Here is a 20,678-nt window from a genome sequence, read left to right on the forward strand (position 1 = left end):
TGCTTTAGGAGGAAGTTTTAATGAGTTTTTACAGCCCTCTTTCCCAGGTGGACCCTGAAATCTCCCGTGCTGTTGCCCAGGAACTGGACAGGCAGCGCAACACACTGGAATTAATCGCTTCTGAAAATATTGTCAGCCGAGCCGTTATGGAAGCCCAGGGTTCGGTGCTCACCAATAAATATGCCGAAGGATTGCCCGGGCGCCGCTACTACGGGGGTTGCGGTTATGTGGATGTAGTTGAGACGCTGGCTATTGAACGGGCGAAAAAAATATTTCACGCCGAGCATGTGAACGTGCAGCCCCATTCCGGTTCACAGGCCAACATGGCCGTCTATTTCGCCCTGCTTGAGCCCGGCGATACCATTCTGGGAATGAATCTCGCTCACGGGGGGCATCTGACCCATGGCAGCCCTTTAAACATTTCGGGCCGCTATTTTAATGTCACTTTTTACGGGGTGGAGCAGGACACGGGGCGGATCAATTACGACCAGGTTTTGGAAGCGGCTATCAAAAGTAAGCCTAAAATTATCGTGGCCGGTGCCAGCGCCTACCCCAGGGAAATTGATTTTGCCCGCATGAAAGAAATAGCCGATGCGGTGGGCGCTTACTTGATGGTGGATATGGCGCATATTGCCGGCCTGGTGGCGGCAGGCTTGCATAACAGTCCTGTTCCGCATGCCGATGCGGTTACCACTACCACCCATAAAACATTGCGCGGGCCCCGGGGCGGTATGATTCTGTGTAGAGATAAGTATGCCACTGCCGTGGACAAAGCCGTATTCCCCGGTATTCAGGGCGGCCCGTTGATGCACGTAATCGCAGCCAAGGCGGTGGCGTTCGGCGAGGCGCTTCAACCGGGCTTCCGGGAGTACCAGCAGCAGATCGTCAGCAACGCCCGGACTCTGGCCGCGGCGCTGGTGGAACGCGGCTTCGAACTGGTCTCCGGCGGCACCGACAACCATATGATGCTGGTGGACCTGCGTAACAAAAATATTACCGGGCGGGAAGCCGAGCAAGTGCTGGATGAAGTGGGCGTTACCGTAAACAAAAACGCCATTCCCTTTGATCCCCAGCCCCCGCTTATTACCAGCGGCATTCGGATTGGCACTCCAGCCGTAACCACTAGAGGTCTTAAAGAAACGGAAATGGTCGAAGTGGCTGAGATCATCCACCTGGCCTTGAGTTTCGGTGACGACACCAAACGCCGGCAGCAGGCCCGGGAAATGGCCGCCGGTTTATGTCGGCGCTTTCCCATCTACCGTGAAGGCGGAGTCTATGCAGCTCCTCACTTGGGCTAAAAAGTGGCGTTCCCGGGAAACTGGTTTTTAATTGTTTAACGAAATAAAATGGGATGGGTTGCTTTTCAAAGGTTAAAAGCAGCCTGTCTTATTTTAGTTGGGAGGATAAAAACATGAATATAACCGAACTTGTCAACTGGAATTACGAGCAGAAATGCCGGAAGGCGGTACAAGCCCTTGAAAAGAACGGCTTTACGGCTATATACTGCCCGGCCAAACAGCAGGCTGCCGACTATATTTTGCAGGAAGCCCGGGATGCCCAGACGGTCGGATTCGGCGGTTCCATGTCCGTAGCCGGCCTGGCGGTGGCTGAGAAACTGGCGGAAATGGGCAAAGAGCTGCTTATCCATGGCAAGCCGGGGCTAAAGCCTGAAGAAGTGCTGAATATCATGCGCCGCCAGCTGACCAGTGACCTGTTCCTGGCCGGTACGGGCGCCCTGACCTTGTCCGGTTGCCTCGTGAACATCGATATGACGGGCAACCGGGTGGGATCGATGTTCTTCGGGCCCAAAAAGGTTATTGTGGTGGCCGGGCGGAACAAAATCGTCGACAATGTGGAGGAAGCGGTTAAGCGGATTAAAAGATATGCAGCCCCTCCCAATGCCAAGCGGCTTAACAAAAACACCCCTTGCGCCAAAACCGGCTTTTGCCACGACTGCAACTCCCCCGATCGCATTTGTCGCATTATGACTGTTGTTGAGCGCAAGCCTCCTTTAACTGATTTGCGCATCCTGGTTGTTAATGAAGATATGGGCCTTTAGTTAGCCGTTGGGGCAATGATTGTCAGACATAACAAAGCGGCCGTGGTAGCTACCTTGGCCGCTTTGAAATTTGTTATTATTCGCGCTGTTTTTCGGATGGCCGGAAGGACTGCCGGTGCAAAAGGGGGAATTATATACAGGTTACCTGGATCAGTTCCGGTAATCTTGATTAAGGTGGTGTCAGTTGATTATAATAGGGGGAAATCTATTTGAGCAGGACAAACTCAAGAAGACCGTCCTGGGATGAATACTTCCTTGAAATCGCCCGGGTTGTGTCGACACGTTCCACTTGCTTGAGAAGGCGCTATGGAGCTGTTATAGTCAATGACAGAATCATAGTCAGTACGGGGTATAACGGCGCGCCAAGAGGCGAGGCCAATTGTTCCGATACCGGTAAATGCTTGAGAAATGAATTAAACATTCCCCGGGGTGAGCGTTATGAATTGTGCGTGGCCGTCCACGCGGAGCAAAACGCGATTATCAACGGGGACCCTGTTAAAATGAAGGGCGCCACTATTTATATCGCCGGTTTTTATGCGGATGGAACCATAGCTCCCGGCGAACCGTGCCTGCTCTGCCGGAGAATGATCAGGAATGCTCTGATTGATAAGATTATCTATTTGGGTGAAAATGGACAACCGGTGGAATTTGATAATGCTATACAGGGAAAACGGTGATGCCGATGCAAAAGAAAATTGTCGCCCTGCCCAAGCTGAATAATTTAACCCCCACCATGGAATCCACCGCCCTCAAGCTGATGGAGGAAGCGGGGGAACTGGCCCAGGCCATCGGCAAGCTGCGGGGGATGAGCGGGGAGCGCCGTACCGTGGGCGAACGCGAGGCGCTGGCGCGGATCACCAGGGAACTGCTGGACGTGGCCCAGACCGCCGTTTCCATGATGTTTGTTCTGGAGGAACATTACGGTGTCAGTATTGAAAAAGCCCTGGATGAACATATCAAAAAATTGATCCAAAAGGGGTATCTGGTCCCGGGAGAGGGAAATACCGAATAGGATCATTAGTATATATAAATAATATAGTTATTACAGTTACGACAGGCCTGACCCCTGAGAAGAGAGGGTGTTTTTTGGGTTGAAAGTGCTGGTTGTGTTCGGTACCAGGCCGGAGGCCATCAAGATGGCGCCCCTGGTACAAATGCTGCAAAAGGACGGGCAGTTGGATTGCAGGGTGGCGGTGACGGCGCAGCACAGGGAAATGCTGGACCAGGTGCTGCGCCTTTTCGATATTGCACCGGATTACGACCTGAACATCATGCGGGCGGGGCAGACCCTGTTCGACATTACCGGGCGCGCCCTGGCGGGCCTGCAGGAGGTACTGGAAGCGGAGCGGCCGGACCTGGTGCTGGTGCACGGCGATACCACCACCACCTTTGTGGCCGCGCTGGCCGCTTACTACATGCAGCTGCCGGTGGGCCACGTGGAGGCCGGGTTGCGCACCGGCAACAAGTATTCCCCCTTCCCCGAGGAAATGAACCGGCGACTGGCCGGGGCGCTGGCCGAACTGCATTTCGCCCCCACCGCCCGGGCCCGGGCCAACCTGCTGCGGGAAGGGGTGGACCCCGCGCAAATTTTTGTCACCGGCAATACCGTGATTGACGCCCTGCTGGCCACAGTGCGGAAAGATTACCGGTTCGGCGATCCGCTGCTGGACGAAATGGATTTTAACCGGCACCGGGTTATCCTGATGACCACCCACCGCCGGGAAAACCTGGGCGATCCCATGCGGGAGATTTACCTGGCCCTGCGGGAGGTGCTGGAGCGGCACCCGGACGTGCGGGTGATCTTCCCCGTGCACAAAAACCCCGCGGTGCGCCGGGTGGTGCAAGAAGTGCTGGGCGGCTCCGATCAGGTGCACCTGGTGGAGCCCATGGACTACGAGCCCTTTGTCAACCTGATGGCCCGGTGCCATCTTGTGCTCACCGACTCCGGGGGGATGCAGGAGGAAGCGCCCTCCCTGGGCAAGCCGGTACTGGTGCTGCGCAATACCACCGAGCGTCCCGAGGCGGTGGAGGCGGGTACTGTCCGCCTGGTGGGCACGAGCCGCGGCACCGTGCGGGAGGAAACCGAGCGCCTGTTGGTCGACCGGGACCATTACCGGGCCATGGCCGAAGCCGTTAACCCGTACGGGGACGGGCGGGCCGCCGCCCGGATCGTCCAGGCCATAAAATATGTATTTAAGCTGGCCGGCCACAGACCGCAGGAATTTGACAGGGCATTACCTCCAGCATTTTCAGATTAAAATTTTTGGAAAGAGATGAAACCTGCTGCAAAAATGCATTGCCCGGCTAGTCAATATTTCTCCAAAATACGCCACGATTGCCTTGCAAAAATACATTATCGATGTAAAAATGCAGTTACCGGTTCTCCGGAAAGGGGGCCGGCTTTTTTATTTGGTCTACAGCCAAAGTCTCTGTTTACGGGGGTTGTATGCAATATTACACCTGCAATGTCGCTCCCGGTGATTTGGCACGGCAATTGCTTGGTTATGATAAGCGTATATACAGCCCTGTTTATGGGTCCTGTGCCTGTTTAAAATTTAAAAAATCAAGGAGGGTATAACATGAATTTTGAACTCACCGAAGAGCTGCTTGACGTTCAGAAAATGGCCCGTGATTTCGCGCTGAAGGAAATCGCCCCCACGGTGGACGAGGACGATAAAGCGCACCGGTTCCGCCGCGATATCGTCAACAAGATGGGCGAGCTGGGCTTTTTCGGCTGTGTTATTCCCGAAGAATACGGCGGCAATGAAATGGGCTTTTTAGCCATCACCTTGATTGCCGAGCAAATAGCCAGGGTGCACAGTTCCATGCGCCTGCCTTTCAACATGAACGCCCTCGGGCCCGCCCAAACCATCCTGAGGTACGGCAGTGAAGAATTGAAGAAAAAGTATCTCCCCGGTTTGTGTGACGCCAGCATCCTGGGTTGCTTTGCCATTACCGAGGCCAACGCCGGCTCCGACGTGGCCAGCATGAAAACCAGGGCCATTTGGGACGGCGAAAAGTATGTTCTCAACGGCGATAAAATGTGGATCTCCAACGCTCCCGTCGCCGATATCGCGCTGGTATATGCTTACACCGATCCGAGCGTAAAAGTCAAGGGCATGTCCGCATTTATCGTGGACATGAAGTCGCCCGGCATCTCCGTCGAGCCCATCACCGAAAAACTGGGCACCTGGGCCGCTCCCGTGGGTGTGATTACCTTTGAAGATACCCCCGTGCCCAAGGAAAACCTGCTGGGCCAGGAAGGCCAGGGCTTCAAGATCTGCATGGAGCAGTTGAACGACACCCGCCTGGGTTGCGCCGCCGGCGGACTGGGCGTTGCTCAGGCCTGCATTGACGCGGTGCTGCAATATGCCAACGAGCGCCAGCAATTCGGCCAACCCATCGGCAAATTCCAGATGAACCAGGACATGATCGCCCAGATGATCGTGAAAACCGAAGCTGCCCGCCTGCTGCTTTACAAGGCGGCCTGGTTGAAGGATCAGGGCAAACCCTGCGCGCTGGAAACTTCCATGGCCAAATACTGGTGCGGTGAAGCGGCCAACTTCTGCGCCGACTGTGCCATGAAGATATACGGTTCCTACGGATATTCCGAGGAATACCCGGTGGCGCGCTACTACCGCGACGCCAAGTCCTACCAGATCGTCGAGGGCACCAGCAATATCCAGAAATTCATCATTGCCCAGGACGCCCTCGGTTACCGCAAGGCCAACCGGTAATATAACATATTGGAGCAATTCAAGGACGGGAGGTTGTTGAGCTTGAGTCAAAAATATGAAGAGTTTCAGCGCAGAAGAGCTAAAATCATGCAGATGGGCGGCGAAAAGGCCGTGGCCAAGCAGCATGCGGAAGGCAAATTAACCGCCCGGGAGAGAGTTGAATATTTATTCGACCCCGGAACATTCACGGAAATCGGCACTTTTGTCACCCACCGGATCACCGCTTTCGGCATGGACAAAAAGGAAGTTCCGGCGGAAGGCGTTGTCTGCGGCTACGGTAAAGTCAACGGCAGAATGGTCATGGTGGGCGCGGAAGACTACACCTCCATGGCCGGCACCTTCGGTGAGTATCACGGTAAAAAATTTGCCGCGGCCATTGAAATGGCCAGGGATATGGGCATCCCCTTCATCGGCTTGAACGACTCCGGCGGCGCCAGGCTGCAGGAGGGCATGGACACTCTGGAAGCCTACGCCTGGTTGTTCAAGGCCCAAAACCTGGCTTCCGGCATTATCCCCCAGATAGCGTTACTGCTGGGTCCGTGCCTTGGCGGCCAAGCATATCACCCGGTGATGCAGGACTTCGTCATCCAGAGCCGCAACCACGGTTACATGGGCATTGCCGGCCCGGCCTTTGTCAAGACCCAGCTGGGCATTGACATTGACTTACAAACCCTGTGCGGCGTTCAAGCGCACGCCGTCAAGTCCGGCTGTACCCATATCGTCGCCGGCGACGACAAAGACTGCATTGACAAGGCCAAGGAACTGCTGGCTTACCTGCCCCAGAACAACAAGGAAAAACCGGCCCGGGTGGATACCGGTGACGAAGCAATGCGCCTGGTGCCCGAACTGGACGGGATGATTCCCGAGCAAACCATGATCCCCTACGATATGCACGAAGTTATTTACAAACTGGTGGACAATGGTGTATTCTTTGAAATAATGCCCGACTTTGCCAAGAACGTGATTATCGGCTTTGCCCGGTTCAACGGCCGGAGTACCGGTATTGTGGCCAGCCAGCCCAACTGGATGGGCGGCGTGATTGACTGCGACGCCGCGGACAAGGTGGCCCGGTTCGTCCGGTTCTGCGACCTGTTCAACATCCCGCTGGTCAACCTGCACGACACCCCGGCCTACATGATTGGACCCGAGCAGGAATGGAAGGGCATCCTGCGGCACGGCGCCAAGATGCTTTTCGCCTACATTGACGCCACGGTGCCCAAGGTTACCGTGATTATGCGCAAGTCCTTCGCCGGCGCCTACCTGGGCATGTGCTGCAAGGACACCGGCGCCGACATCGTTTTCGCCTGGCCCGAGGCAACCATTACCATCGTGGGCGCTGAAACCGCGGCCAGCGTAATCTTCGCCAAGGAAATCAAAAACGCGGAAAACCCGGCCGAGGTCAGGGCCAAGCGGATCCAGGAGTACCGCGACCTGTACGAAAACCCGTACCATGCGGCGGCGCGCGGTTACGTGGACGATATTATTCTGCCCTCGGAAACCAGGAAGAAGATTTGCGCATCACTTGACCTGCTTGAGAACAAAACAGTGGCCAGGCCCTGGAGGAAGTTCTCCAACATCAACATGTAATAAAACCGGGTTTTGGCCGGGCCGGTGCATTAAAAACAAGAGCTCTTTAACTTTTCCGCCGGGAAGTCCCCGTCCGTGCGGGCGGGGATGAAAGGCGGCTAGAGGGAGGGAATTACAAAATGGTTGACTGGGATGCAGCTGTCAGGGTGGCCCTGTCAGGTATAGTGTCGGTATTCGCGGTGCTGGCTGTTTTACAGGTCACCGTTCAAGTGGCCGGCGCGATTATCAACAGCCAGGCCCAAAAACAAAAGGAAAAACAAAAAGCTTAATTTGGGGAGGTTAGGTTAATGGTACAAGTCAATGCTCCCATGGTGGGCAAGGTTTTATCGGTGGAAGTGAAGGTAGGCGACCAGGTGAAAAAGAACGATGTGGTAGTAACCCTGGAAGCCATGAAAATGCAGATTAAAGTTTACGCGCCCAGCGACGGTGAAGTGGCGGAAGTTAACGTCAGCGCGGGAGATGTTGTCAATACTGAAACCGTGCTGGTTGCATTGAAATAATTAGACAATAATTGGGAGGAAGGGGCATGAATCAGCTGATTGAAATATTCAGCGGGGTGGGGATCACTCAGTTAACCGCCGGCAACATTGCCATGTGGCTGATTGCCTTTGTCCTCTTTTACCTGGCCATCAAGAAGGGGGTTGAGCCGCTGCTCCTTGTTCCCATCGGGTTCGGAATTTTTGCGGCCAACTTCCCCCTGACCGGCCTTTTAGAAGAGGGTGGACTGTTTTATATTTTCTACCATTACGGTATTGAAAATGAATTAATACCCCCCCTGATTTTCCTGGGGTTGGGCGCCATGACCGATTTCGGCCCGGTGATTGCCAATCCCAAAACGCTGCTCCTGGGGGCGGCGGCCCAGCTGGGCGTGTATGTTGCGTTTTTCGGCGCTCTGCTCATGGGCTTTACTATCAGTGAGGCAGCCTGTATCGGTATTATTGGCGGAGCCGACGGCCCGACTTCCATTTTCCTGTCGGCCAACCTGGCCCCGCACATGATGGGCTCGGTGGCGGTGGCGGCTTACTCCTACATGGCACTGGTGCCGATTATTATTCCGCCCATCGCCAAGCTTTTGACCACCAAGCAGGAACGGGCGATGGTAATGACCCAGATGAGAATGGTCAGTAAGACGGAAAAAATTGTTTTTCCCCTGTTAACGTCCATTGTCATTATGCTGCTTGTTCCCAAGTCCGCTCCGCTAATCGCCATGTTCATGCTGGGCAACCTGTTCATGGAGAGCGGCGTGGTGGAACGCCTGACCAACGTGAGCCGCGATGCGCTGATGAATATCGTGACCATCCTGCTGGGGGTGGGCGTGGGCTCCACCATGACGGCGGAAACCTTTTTAACCTGGAAAACCATCGGCGTGTTTATTATGGGCGTGGTGGCCTTCGCCTTCGCCACCGCGGGCGGCGTGCTGATCGCCAAGCTGATGAACCTGTTCACCAAGAACAAGGTCAACCCGCTCATCGGCGCCGCCGGAGTATCGGCCGTGCCCATGGCCGCCCGGGTGGTGCACAATTTGGGCGCCGAAGCCAACCCGCAGAACTACTTGCTGATGCACGCCATGGGACCCAACGTGGCCGGGGTTATCGGCACCGCCGTCGCCGCCGGGGCGTTTATCTCGGCCATTCTCTAATAACCAGTTAACCCGGGCATTTCAATATAAAGACCTTTCCGGAACCAGCCAGTTCCAGAAAGGTCTTTTTTTGCTACCTAAGCACCGCTGCGACAAGGGGACGGTTCGTAAATGTCGCAAAGTCGCGCACGAGCAGCGATCGCTAGTGCTACAACCAAGAACCGTCCCCGTTGTCGCACCTCGGTGTCGCACCCGCACCGCAAGAACCGTCCCCGGTGTCGCCCCCCCGGTGTCGCCCCGGTGTCGCACCCCCCCCCGCCCGGTGTCCCCCGGTGTCCCCGGTGTCGCACCCGACCGGCGACCGGCGATTTAAATCGTTAGTCCCTGCTCCTTGATCCGGTTTATTTTTCTCACGATGGTGGACTGGTCCACGCACAGCGCCCTGGCCGCCTTGTACGTGCTGCCCAGTTCTTTTAGCGCGGTGCCGATCAGCTGGCGCTCCAATTCCAGCTGTGCCTTTTTCAGAGGCATAATGCCGGTGACGGTAATTTCCCGGGTATCGCTCCTGGATTGGGGTGCTATTTCCAGCGGTATATCCACGGATTTGATCACCTTGTCGGGGGAGGTTACCAGCAGCCGCTCCACCACGTTTTTGATTTCCCGCACATTGCCCGGCCAGTGGTATTCCAGCAGCGCTTTAAAAACCTGGGGTGAGAATTCCTTTTCAATGCCGTAAATCTTTTCAAAGTGCTTCTTGAAAGCGTAAATCAAAGGTACGATATCATTTTTTCTTTCCCTCAGGGGCGGTATCTTGATGGGAACCACGTTCAGGCGGAAATACAAGTCCTCCCGGAATTTGCCCTGTTGCACCAGTTCTTCCAGAGGCTGGTTGGTGGCCGCGATAATGCGCACGTTGACGGGGCGGGGCTTGGTGCCCCCGATCCGCGTAATCTCCCGTTCTTGAATGGCCCGCAGCAGTTTAACCTGGAAAGGCGGCGGCAGGTCGCCGATTTCGTCCAGGAACAGGGTGCCGTTGTCGGCCAGTTCGAACATGCCGGCCTTGCCTTCCCGGTTGGCGCCGGTAAAGGCACCTCTCTCGTAACCGAACAATTCCGACTCCAGCAGGTTTTCCGGGATGGCGCCGCAGTTTACGGTGATAAAGGGGCCGTCGCCGCGCTTGCTGTGCTTGTGGATGGTTTTGGCCACCACTTCCTTGCCCACGCCCGATTCCCCCAGTAAAAGTACCGTCGAATCAACCTGGGCCAGCCGCAGGGCGATTTCCATCACCTTTTTCATTTGAGTGGATTTTATCACCAGGTCTTCCTGTTCGATCAGCTTGCTGCGCAACTGGGTCAATTCACCGTGGTACCGCTCGCTCAGGGCGATGCTCTGCTCCAGCTGCGCCTGCAGCTTGTTTAAGTCCGTCATGTCCCTGATATTGATCACGACCCGGACAATTTCTCCTGCATGGTTGTGCACCGGGTTGCCGGTGATCAGCAGGTGATTCTGGTTGACCGTCTGATCCATCAGGGTGACCGGCTCGCCCTTTTTAATCACGGCGTCCACCACTGATTGGGAGTAACCGCTTTTTTCAATCAAATCACGGATGTTCATGTTTTGCAGTTTGCCGGTTGCAATGCCGGTGATTCTTTCGCTGGCCCGGTTGGCCCTGACGATGTTGCCGTCCCGGTCGGTGACGAGAATTCCATCATATGAAGATTCAATGATTGCTTCCAGCTCCTTGTTGAGCTGCTTGACGGTACTTAATTCTTCAGAAATGAATTCAATTTCCGAAATGTCCTGGAACACGCCGATGGCGCCCACCACCTTGCCGTTTTCTATAATGGGGCTGCGGTTGGTCAGGTAGGTGTGCGTGCCGGAAGAATATTCCACGGTAAATTTATAATGGGACTGGTAATTGCCCTCTTTCAAAATATCCAGCAGGCCGCGGGGTATGATCACTTCCGAAAGGTGCCGGCCGATGGCTTCGCTTTTTTTGCGCCGGGTTATCTTCTCCGCGGCCTGGTTGAAGGTGGTAATAATGCCGTCCTTATCGATGGCGACAATGCCGTTATGGGCCGAGTCCATGATGGTTTCAATTTGCTGGAACAGCTGGCTGGCTTTTTTAAACAGGGCATGTCCGACCTCCGACCGGTCCAGAATACCGGTCACCCGCCCGTCCTCGTCGACCACTGGAAACACGTTGGCCGGCAGGGTCCAGGCGTCGGAAACCGGCAGGTTCTCACCAAGGGTGTAGACCTCGTCCTGCATGATTGATTGAATTGTGATACCGCCGGCGCAGATTTGCGGGCCGGCTTTGATGATTTCCTCCCAGGTGACGATGCCGGTAACGCCGCCCCCGTCACCGGTGACGGGAATGCCCTTGAGCCCGGTCCGGATAAAAATATCCCATGCCTCCAGGACATCCTGGCCGGGTTTTAAGGTGATTTCGCTTCTGGTCATAATATCCTTTACCAGCATTGTTTCACCGCCCTTGTATTGCCCTGTGAAATCCCAATTCAAAATTAAAAATCGTAATCTTTGTCTATTCATAACATACTTTAACCTTTTTTGAATGTCAAATCAATTAACTAGATTTAGTAAACAGCTGTGATTTGCCCATATCAGTAAACATAATTAAATTTCTCAGGAGGATTTTTTACTCGTGATGTTTAATTGTGACATAAATAAATATTTAAAATAGGGTTTCGTCAGGTGAAACATCTGGTGAGGGGGTGGAATTGAGCCGTATGGAATCACTGCGAAAAGACATGGCGGAAAAAGGTTCCGGCAGCGTGCGTTCCGTGGAGCGGGCGGCGGACATTTTAAAATGCCTGGGCACCAGCGAAAAAACTCTGACGGAAATCAGCCAGGAAGTTAATTTAAGCAAAGCTACCGTTTACCGTATTCTGGGGGCGCTGCAGAAAAAGAACTTCGTGGCCCGGGACGAGGAAACCGGCAGGTACTTTTTGCACTGGGGCCTGATCGGGCTGTTGTCCGAAAGTTTGTCCCGGGAGCAACAGCTGGTGCAGTGCGTGTACCCCTTCATGCAGAAATTGTGGCGGCATACCGGGGAAACAGTGACTTTATACGTGCGCAAGGGTTACAGCAGGGTGTGCGTGGCGGAAATAGTCAGCCCGCACCCCCTGAAATACTCGGTGGGGGTTGGAACCGTTGTGCCCCTCAATGCCCATACCGGCTCGCCCGGTAAGCTGCTGCTGGCTTACATGACGGAGGAGGAAGTGGCGAATGTGCTGACCCAGTGTGAACAGGCCGGGCTGAATGGCGGCGTCATCGACAGGAGGTTGTTGTTCCAGGAGCTGAAAGAGATTAACCGGCGAGGGTGGGCCAGTAGTTTCGGTGAAAGAATTACCGGGGGAGCAAGTCTTTCGGTGCCGGTATGGGACCGCCACGGGAAAATGGTTGCTTCTCTGAATATCCTGGGGCCGGTGACCAGGTTGAGCCGGGAGGCGTTGATGGGGTACCTGGCAGTCGCCAAAAAATGCGCCCGGGACGCTTCCATTCGCCTGGGCGCTTCGCCGGAAGCAATTGAAGGGGGTGAATTGTAGCAACACTACGCGGTTATGGTCTTTTTAGAAATCGTACCTACATAAACGTCAACCAGGGGGTGGATGTGCTATGACAGAGTCTAATTATGCCAGTAAGCAAATGACGCTTCAGGAAGCGATTAAAAAATATGTTCAAAGCGGTTGCAGCATCACCTTTGGTGGTTTCATCGGCCGGGACTGCGTTGCCGCCGCGCACGAGATCATCAGGCAGGGAATCCGTGACCTGACGGTGATTGACGACAGTAAAACAGATGTGATGGATTTACTGGTCGGCGCCGGTTGCGTTAAAAGGTGGGAAGGAGCCTACCTCGGGTACGGCGCCATCGGCCTGGCACCCAATATCAGGCGCTCGGTGGAAAAGGGCGTGCCATTGAAGATCGAACTGGAGGACTGGTCCAATGCCGGTATCAGCATGCGATTCCTGGCCGGAAGCCTGAACGTCCCCTTCATGGCCACCAGGTCCATGCTGGGAACGGACATTATCAAGTACAATGAGCGGGTCAAGGTAATCAACGACCCTTATGAGGGAGAGCCCGTCGCCCTTGTTCCGGCGGCCCGCCCGGACGTGGCGATAATCCACGTGCAGCGCGCGGACGTGATGGGCAACGCCCAGGTTTGGGGCTTTACCGGCAACGACGAAAACAAGGCCCGCGCTGCCAGGCATACCATCATCACCTGCGAGGAAATCGTGTCCACGGACGAGATCAGGCGCCAGGGCAATCTTACCCTGATTCCATTCTACTGTGTGGACGCCGTGGTACAGGTGCCCTTCGGGTGCCACCCGCAATCCTGTTACGGCTACTACGCTTATGATGTTTTGTTCTGCGGCGACTATCACGAAGCCGCCAAGGACAGGGATAAATTCCTGAAATGGCTGGACCATTACGTGCTCAGCTCGGAAGACCACCTGGCTTACTGCGCAAAGGTGGGCTGGGACCGGCTGCAAAAGCTGATGGGCATGGAGCGCCGGTTCAACCGCATTCCGGGATAGGAGGGAGGATTAACATGAGCGAAACGAGATACACCAAGTCGGAATTGATGGCCATCATGACCGCCAAGGAATTCCGGGACTGGGAGGTTGCCTTCGTAGGCATCGGCATCCCCCTGGTGGCGGGAATCACCGCCAAGCGTTTTCACGCGCCAAATCTAAATATCGTGTATGAATCCGGCTGTATCGGGCCGCAAAAATACCGCGTCGATTTCAATGTGGGCGATTCTTCGGCGGCGGACGGCGCCCTTTGCCTGACCTCCGAGTGGCGGGTGTTCAGCGACATGCAGTGCGGTTATTATGATGTGGGGGTTCTGGGTGCGGCCCAGATCGACAAGTACGGGAACCTTAACACCACCGCCATTTTCGGCGAGCAGGATTACTATTCCCCCAAAGTTCGCCTGCCGGGCAGCGGGGGCGGAAACGACATCGGCTCCAACATCGGCCGCGTGGTGGTGATGGTGAGGCTGGAGCCCCTGCGCTTCGTGGAAAAAGTGGATTATCTAACCACTCCGGGATTCCTGGACGGCAGCCCCGGCGCCAGGAAGAAAGCGGGACTATTGGGCAGCGGCCCGGTGGCGGTGGTGACCGACAAGGCCCTGTTCCGGTTTGACCCCCAAACGCATGAGATGTACCTGGATACCATCTATCCCGGCGTCGCCGTGGAAGAGGTAAAATCTCTGGTGGGCTGGGATCTGAAAGTGGCCGCCGGCCTAAAAACCGCGCCCGAGCCCACCGCTGAGGAACTGGCGGCGGTGCGGGCCGCCGACCCGGCCAACCTGATCATGGGCGGCGCCGCTGCCAGAAAGAGCCTGGCCGGGCTTGATGAGTACATCGAAATCACCATCAAAAATTCGGGTAAGTAGAACTGATTTCGCTGCAAAAACCATTACTTGTATCTGGCGCTCCGGCGGCATCAATCGTTCGTTTCACAATTTTTCTCTTGAGGACGGTGAAGCTTGTAGTTAGCGCTTGCAACTCACTGCCTAACTAGTTTCCCCTGAAAAACTCAAATTCAGCGTGGTTTCGTGTTAATTGGAGGGTTGCATACGAGCTTAATTCAAAGAACGAGTGAGCCCGAGGATACGCGCCGGTGCAAGACTATCGCGCACGCAAGGCGCGAGTTCTCCGGCGCCCCCGGAAAAACAACGGTTACCGGTACCAATGCCGGTTAAGCGGTTCAATAAGCGAAGATGCGGCAAGGAATGATATGTCCAAAACGATTAAAAATTTTTGAATAAATTTATTTTTAATAATTAGTAATTGACGAATTATAATAAAATATATATAATTAAATTGATTTAATATATAGTACCGTTTGGGGCAAAGGGGCCCTTTGAAGAATTGTATTCTTCAAAGGGCTTTTTATATTCCAATAGTATGTAATATAAATCTACTGAAATAATGCGCGGCAGCATTTTCAAAATTCTGCGCTGCATTATTTCAAATACAGTTAATTCCGGAGATTTTGGTTGGCCGGCGCAAATCTGTAATGCGCATCTACATTATGTTATTGTATGCACTTTTCTGACTGTTAAAAATAGTGTGTTGAGCAAATGACTTGTCTTTTGCTTGCAGGAATTTGCAGCATCTGGCAATGATTGAAAAACCACCGGAAAGGGGGAGTTGGTATAGAAGTTGGTTTCTTTTGATTTGCTCTGATATTGACAAAATTATGTGGTTTCATGAGGAGGTCTTGACTTGAGTCAACACAATAATAATGAAAGCTTTGTCAGGGTACTATCGCGCAAAGACGTTCTTGTTCTTGCTTTTGGCGCCATGATCGGCTGGGGCTGGGTGGTGCTTGCCGGCTCCTGGGTCAATTCGGCCGGTTCGCTGGGCGCCATGCTGGCTTTTTTGCTGGGCGGCCTGCTGGTAATTTTGGTGGGCTTGACTTATTCCGAGCTTACATCGGCAATGCCGCTGGTGGGCGGTGAGCACGTTTTCAGCTACCGTGCCATGGGTGTAACGGCCTCATTTATCTGTACTTGGGCCATTATCTTGGGTTATGTTTCCGTTGTGGCCTTTGAGGCGGTGGCTCTGCCCACCGTTGTGGAATACCTGTTTCCCAATTACATGAAAGGCTTTCTTTGGAACATAGCCGGCTGGGACGTGTACGCTTCCTGGGTTGCCATCGGGGTTCTCGGTTCCATACTCATTACCGTGGTAAATTACCTGGGCATAAGGTTGGCAGCATTTTTGCAATTGATTTTTACTTTAGGAATTGCACTGGTGGGCCTCGTTCTGATGTTTGGCGCCACGTTCAACGGCAGCGCGGCCAATATGCACCCGCTGTTTGTTAACGGCATCAAGGGCATCTTTGCTGTGGCCATTATGACGCCCTTCATGTTTGTCGGATTTGACGTCATTCCCCAGGCGGCGGAGGAAATAAATATACCTTATAAGACCATCGGCAAAATATTGATTTTATCCGTGTTCCTGGCGGCTCTATGGTATATCCTGGTTATTTTTGGCGTTTCCAGGGCGCTTACGGCGGCACAGATGAGTGATGCTTCCCTGGTTGCCGCCGACGCCATGACCGCGTTGTTCGGCGGCGCCTGGGCCGGCAAGCTGCTTATCATCGGCGGTATCTGCGGTATTCTGACCAGCTGGAACGGTTTTTACATTGGCGGCAGCCGGGCCATTTATGCCATGGCGCAGGCCAAGATGTTGCCGGCTTTTCTGGGCAAGCTCCATCCCAAATACAAAACCCCGCATAACGCCGTGTTGTTGATCGGATTATTATCCGTTGCCGCTCCCCTGTTTGGCAGGAAAATGCTGGTCTGGCTGGTGGACGCCGGCGGGCTGGGCATCGTAGTAGCCTATTTCATGGTGGCCCTGTCCTTTGTGATCCTGAGGAAAAAAGAGCCGAACATGATCAGGCCCTTCAAGGTGGGCAGCGTTTGGATCGGCTACATTGCCGTGGTTTTTAGCTTGGCATTTGTACTGCTGTATCTGCCGGGCAGCCCGGCGGCCCTGGTGTGGCCTTTTGAATGGATGATCTTTTTGGGATGGTCTGTTCTGGGGCTGGTATTCTATATCTGGGCCAGGCTGTCCTACGGCAAGAACGAAGCGGACAGGATCATGCGGGAGCATGTTTTGGGCAAATTCGGCAATGGCAAGCAATATTCCAGTTAATCAATAGTTCCGGTACGAGTTGGTGCAAAGTTGAATTACACGGCGCCCCGGTGGTTTTAGGAAAACCACCGGGGCGTTAATGCAATCATTAAATAATCAGCATTCCGTCTCGGCGCCATCAAGGATGCTGTCGAGCGACTGTAAAAGCAGCTTCTGAAAAAAGCCTGTGACAAGTACGGCAATACTTATCGCATGGCGGAGATACCGGGTATCAACCAGTCCACCGTTATGCGCAAAATGAAAAAATATCTCGGGTAGTGATGAATAAAATGAACTTTGACGTGACAGTGGACATGGGCATCGCGCTGGCCCGCCATGTTGTGGATGAAGCGTACAGGAAACCCAAAGTAAACGTGCGGTTGCCGCGCGGGGCAACCTTGAGGCAACTGGTCGACCGGCTGGGCATACCAGGGGATTACATCAGCTTTGTCACCGTTAACGGCGAAAAAAAGACCTGGGATGAAAAGCTGAACCCGGGCGACAAAGTGATCCTTTTTCCCTACATTACAGGAGGCTAAAAATAAATAAATTGGAGGTAGGGCCAAATGAGCACATAGGCCCACCTGCCCGGAATGATGAAAAAGTTAAGGCCGTATATGTCCTGCAAATGGTATATGTAAGGGAATGAGAAGCAGCGGCCCCGCCGGCAAAAAGGCGGGGCTTTTTTATTACCCGTTGGTAAAAACGGGCAAAAGGGGCCGGCTGCCGGTAATAGAATACTTTTAGAAATAGCGTGAATTTAATCTGAAAATAGCCGGTATTATTCTCATGTTCGGTTGTGAATTGGAGATGCACGGGACTTTAGATAATTATAAAAAGTAATTTATAGGAGCGTTTATGAGAGCGGGCCGTCCGGGGCTTAAAATTATGTCGAAAAATGCCCCTAAACATTAAAACAATGCAATGGCGCATTTATAGAAATGCTTATTGGTGAGGGCATGTCCAGCCAGGGTGTGCTAAAACAATGCGACAGCGCATTGAACCGGCGCAAGTAATACTATTCAGACTATTGTAAATAGTGCATTCAAGCGTGTATATTCCGTGGCCAGGTTCTTGCTTTGATAATGAGCTGCTTAATATTAATTAATAAGGAGGAAGAGGATGAGTCAGCAGAAGCAGAATCTTGAAAAAGTTTTGGGCCGCACTGATGTATTGTTTTTAGCATTCGGCGCCATGATCGGTTGGGGTTGGGTGGTCCTGGCCGGTTCCTGGGTCAATTCCGCGGGCTCGCTGGGAGCCATGCTGGCCTTTTTACTGGGCGGCATACTGGTAATTTTCGTGGGGCTGACCTATTCCGAGCTCACCGCTGCCATGCCCAAGGTGGGCGGCGAGCAGGTTTTCTGTTACCGGGCTATGGGTGTAACGGCATCATTTATCGGTACCTGGGCTATTCTTTTGGGCTATATCTCCGTGGTGGCTTTTGAAGCGGTGGCGCTGCCCACGGTTGTGGAATACCTGTTCCCCAATTATATCAAGGGCTACCTTTGGACCATCGCCGGTTGGGATGTATATGCAACCTGGGCGGCGATGGGTGTAGTCGGGTCCATCTTGATCATGATTTTCAACTACATCGGCATTAAAGTGGCAGCGTTTTTGCAAAATGTATTTACTGTGGGTATCGCCCTGGTGGGACTGCTCTTGATCACCGGCAGTTTATTAAACGGTACTCCTGCAAATATGGAACCTTTATTTGTCGGCGGTTTTAAAGGTATGTTTGCTGTATTATTAATGACGCCGCTGATGTTTGTAGGCTTTAACGTTATCCCGCAGGCGGCTGAGGAAATCAACCTGCCCTATAAAGCCATTGGTAAAGTGCTTATATTATCCGTATTCATGGCGGCGTTCTGGTATATTGCCGTGATCTTTAGCGTCGGCATGGCCATGACCGCGGAGCAAATGACCAAATCTTCCCTGGTTACCGCTGACGCCATGACCATTCTCTTTAATGGTTCCTGGGCCGGTAAAATACTCATCGTAGGCGGTATTTGCGGTATTATTACAAGCTGGAACGCGTTTTACATTGGCGGCAGCCGTGCCATCTATGCCATGGCACAGGCCAAAATGCTTCCCGCTTTTTTGGGCAAATTGCATCCCAAGTATAAAACTCCGCATAACGCTGTTCTATTAATTGGTATACTCACAACTCTGGCCCCGCTTTTTGGCAGAAAGATGCTCGTCTGGCTGGTTGACGCCGGCGGCCTTGGGATTATGCTTGCTTATACTATGGTGGCCCTCTCATTTGTTATCTTAAGGAAAAAAGAACCCCATATGGACCGCCCCTTCAAGGTCAGTAACGGCAATTTTATTGGTTACGGGGCCGTTATCTTAAGCGCTATATTTATATTGCTTTGCATGCCAGGCAGTCCCACCGCCCTGATCTGGCCATACGAATGGGCCATTGTGTTGGTCTGGACCATTCTTGGTGTGGGATTATACTTCTGGGCCAGGTCTGCTTACGGTATAAATGAAGCCGATAAAAGAATGCGTGAACATGTTTTCGGCTCGGAGTCTCAAAGAAAGGATAACGCCGCTTAACAGGCGCATAACCGATTTGTCTTTCCTTGCTTTAAGGATAAATAATAAAATAATAAATTAATTAACTGGAGGTAAAACCAAATGAGCAAAGTACAAGAAGAACTGCTGGCAAGAAAACAAAAGTTGATATCCCGCGGCATCTCCAACTCCACCAACATATTCGTCAAGGAGGCCAAAGGCGCCACCATCATCGACGTAGACGGCAACGAATACATCGACTTTTACGCCGGCATCGGCACATTAAACTCCGGCCACTGCCCGCCCCCCGTGGTGGAAGCCATCAAGAACCAGGCCGAAAAACTGCTGCACACCTGCTTCATGGTCACCATGTACGATTCCTACCTCGACCTGGCGGAGAAACTGATTGAAATTACCCCCGGCAACTATGCCAAAAAAGTCATGTTTGTCAACAGCGGCGCCGAGTGCGTGGAAAACGCCGTCAAGATCGCCCGTTCCTACACCAAGCGGCCTGCTGTAATTTCCTTTGAGTGCGCCTTCCACGGCCGCACCCTGATGACCATGACCCTGACCAGCAAAGTCAAGCCCTACAAATTCGGCTTCGGGCCGTTCGCGCCGGAAGTCTACAAAATCCCGTCCGCCTACTGCTACCGCTGCTACTATCGGTCCACCTACCCGGAATGCGGCATGCACTGCCTGGAGCAATTCGACCGGATGTTTGCCTCGGAAGTAGCACCGGAAACCGTGGCGGCCATGATCATCGAGCCCGTCCAGGGCGAGGGCGGTTTCATCGTTCCGCCGCCGGAATTCTTGCCCGGGCTGCGCAAAATCTGCGACAAGCACGGCATCGTGCTGATTGCCGACGAAGTGCAGACCGGCTTTGCCCGGACCGGTAAAATGTTCGCCTGCGAACACTTCGGCCTGCAGCCCGACCTGATGACCGTGGCCAAATCCATCGCCGCCGGCATGCCTCTGAGCGGTGTTGTCGGCAAGGCGGAAATAATGGACGCCCCGAACCCCGGAGAAGTGGGCGGCACCTACAGCGGCAACCCGGTCTCCTGTGTTGCGGGGCTGGCCAACATTGAATACATGCAAAAAGAAAACCTGGTGGAACGGGCGCGGAAGATTGGCGAGAAGACCCGCGCCCGCATGCTGGAAATGAAAGAAAAATACCCCATCATCGGTGACGTGCGCGGCCTGGGCGCCATGAACGCCATCGAACTGGTCAAAGACCGCCGGACCAAAGAACCGGCCAAAGACGAAACCGCGGCCATATCCAAATACTGCATCGAACACGGCGTCATCGTCATCACCGCGGGCATCTTCAGCAACGTCATCCGCACCCTCATTCCGCTGGTCATCACCGACGAACAGCTGGAGAAAGGACTCGATGTGCTCGAACAAGCCGTAGCCAGCGTTGGTGCCAGGTGTTGAAAGGTTGAAAGATTGAAATAAGCGGTTTGTTTTAAAGCGATCTTCGTCAACTTTCAACAGTTGGTGCCTGGCACCAACTGTTGAAAGTTTGAAG

Annotated in this window: 19 protein-coding genes; 18 read left to right on the top strand and 1 reads right to left on the bottom strand. The window is 53.6% G+C overall.

The genetic code is table 11. From position 1 onward, the window contains the following. Positions 1–20 precede the first annotated feature (20 nt). The 10 genes from glyA (at position 21) to IT084_RS00815 (ending at position 9,022) form a co-directional block, all read left to right on the top strand. Positions 21–1,298 carry a serine hydroxymethyltransferase gene (gene glyA / locus IT084_RS00770; protein WP_195710229.1) on the top strand — a complete coding sequence of 426 codons (1,278 nt, stop codon included), beginning with the start codon at positions 21–23 and terminating at the stop codon, positions 1,296–1,298. 113 nt (positions 1,299–1,411) lie between these two features. After that, on the top strand, positions 1,412–2,059 hold the full coding sequence (locus tag IT084_RS00775; protein ID WP_195710230.1) for a lactate utilization protein: 648 nt from the start codon (positions 1,412–1,414) through the stop codon (positions 2,057–2,059). Positions 2,060–2,268: 209 nt separating this feature from the next. Further along, positions 2,269–2,736, top strand: coding sequence for a cytidine/deoxycytidylate deaminase family protein (locus IT084_RS00780; protein ID WP_207744353.1), 468 nt, complete (start codon positions 2,269–2,271; stop codon positions 2,734–2,736). Between the two features lie 5 nt (positions 2,737–2,741). Further along, the gene (locus IT084_RS00785) at positions 2,742–3,071 is read left to right on the top strand and encodes a MazG-like family protein (protein WP_195710785.1); all 330 of its coding nucleotides are present in this window, start codon (positions 2,742–2,744) and stop codon (positions 3,069–3,071) included. Positions 3,072–3,150: 79 nt separating this feature from the next. Beyond that, positions 3,151–4,317: a non-hydrolyzing UDP-N-acetylglucosamine 2-epimerase gene (wecB, locus tag IT084_RS00790; protein ID WP_207744354.1), complete on the top strand. Its 1,167-nt coding sequence runs from the start codon at positions 3,151–3,153 to the stop codon at positions 4,315–4,317. A gap of 321 nt (positions 4,318–4,638) precedes the next feature. After that, the gene (gene acd / locus IT084_RS00795) at positions 4,639–5,796 is read left to right on the top strand and encodes a glutaryl-CoA dehydrogenase Acd (RefSeq protein ID WP_195710234.1); all 1,158 of its coding nucleotides are present in this window, start codon (positions 4,639–4,641) and stop codon (positions 5,794–5,796) included. A 42-nt stretch (positions 5,797–5,838) separates the two neighbouring features. Further along, positions 5,839–7,383, top strand: coding sequence for an acyl-CoA carboxylase subunit beta (locus IT084_RS00800; RefSeq protein ID WP_243276626.1), 1,545 nt, complete (start codon positions 5,839–5,841; stop codon positions 7,381–7,383). A 119-nt stretch (positions 7,384–7,502) separates the two neighbouring features. Next, on the top strand, positions 7,503–7,652 hold the full coding sequence (locus IT084_RS00805) for an OadG family transporter subunit (RefSeq protein ID WP_195710238.1): 150 nt from the start codon (positions 7,503–7,505) through the stop codon (positions 7,650–7,652). An 18-nt stretch (positions 7,653–7,670) separates the two neighbouring features. Beyond that, entirely contained in the window at positions 7,671–7,883 is a 213-nt protein-coding gene (locus tag IT084_RS00810) for a biotin/lipoyl-containing protein (RefSeq protein WP_195710240.1), read from the top strand. A 26-nt stretch (positions 7,884–7,909) separates the two neighbouring features. Further along, positions 7,910–9,022 (top strand): sodium ion-translocating decarboxylase subunit beta, encoded by a 1,113-nt coding sequence (locus IT084_RS00815; protein WP_195710241.1) that lies wholly within the window; start codon positions 7,910–7,912, stop codon positions 9,020–9,022. Positions 9,023–9,331: 309 nt separating this feature from the next. On the opposite strand, the gene IT084_RS00820 is transcribed toward IT084_RS00815, so the two are convergent. Continuing rightward, positions 9,332–11,443 (bottom strand): sigma 54-interacting transcriptional regulator, encoded by a 2,112-nt coding sequence (locus IT084_RS00820; protein WP_195710242.1) that lies wholly within the window; start codon positions 11,441–11,443, stop codon positions 9,332–9,334. A 269-nt stretch (positions 11,444–11,712) separates the two neighbouring features. Here IT084_RS00820 and IT084_RS00825 point away from each other — a divergent pair, with 269 nt between their 5' ends. From IT084_RS00825 to gabT, 8 genes are all read left to right on the top strand, one after another. Beyond that, a complete protein-coding gene (locus tag IT084_RS00825; RefSeq protein WP_195710243.1) occupies positions 11,713–12,531 on the top strand; it encodes an IclR family transcriptional regulator in 819 nt (272 codons plus the stop codon). Between the two features lie 70 nt (positions 12,532–12,601). After that, positions 12,602–13,522 (top strand): CoA transferase subunit A, encoded by a 921-nt coding sequence (locus tag IT084_RS00830; RefSeq protein WP_195710244.1) that lies wholly within the window; start codon positions 12,602–12,604, stop codon positions 13,520–13,522. 14 nt (positions 13,523–13,536) lie between these two features. Continuing rightward, positions 13,537–14,385 carry a CoA-transferase subunit beta gene (locus IT084_RS00835; protein WP_195710245.1) on the top strand — a complete coding sequence of 283 codons (849 nt, stop codon included), beginning with the start codon at positions 13,537–13,539 and terminating at the stop codon, positions 14,383–14,385. An 835-nt stretch (positions 14,386–15,220) separates the two neighbouring features. Then, positions 15,221–16,657 (top strand): APC family permease, encoded by a 1,437-nt coding sequence (locus IT084_RS00840; protein ID WP_243276628.1) that lies wholly within the window; start codon positions 15,221–15,223, stop codon positions 16,655–16,657. Positions 16,658–16,810: 153 nt separating this feature from the next. Then, the gene (locus IT084_RS18945; RefSeq protein ID WP_195710787.1) at positions 16,811–16,915 is read left to right on the top strand and encodes a hypothetical protein; all 105 of its coding nucleotides are present in this window, start codon (positions 16,811–16,813) and stop codon (positions 16,913–16,915) included. Positions 16,916–16,926: 11 nt separating this feature from the next. Continuing rightward, positions 16,927–17,175 carry a MoaD/ThiS family protein gene (locus IT084_RS00850; protein ID WP_195710246.1) on the top strand — a complete coding sequence of 83 codons (249 nt, stop codon included), beginning with the start codon at positions 16,927–16,929 and terminating at the stop codon, positions 17,173–17,175. 583 nt (positions 17,176–17,758) lie between these two features. Then, positions 17,759–19,192, top strand: coding sequence for an APC family permease (locus IT084_RS00855; RefSeq protein ID WP_195710247.1), 1,434 nt, complete (start codon positions 17,759–17,761; stop codon positions 19,190–19,192). An 81-nt stretch (positions 19,193–19,273) separates the two neighbouring features. Next, complete coding sequence (gabT, locus tag IT084_RS00860) at positions 19,274–20,584, top strand: 4-aminobutyrate--2-oxoglutarate transaminase (RefSeq protein ID WP_195710249.1); 1,311 nt, start codon at positions 19,274–19,276, stop codon at positions 20,582–20,584. Positions 20,585–20,678: the final 94 nt, after the last annotated feature.

The sequence above is a fragment of the Desulfallas sp. Bu1-1 genome (assembly GCF_015594625.1).
In the GTDB taxonomy this organism is placed as follows: domain Bacteria; phylum Bacillota; class Desulfotomaculia; order Desulfotomaculales; family Desulfallaceae; genus JADNRQ01.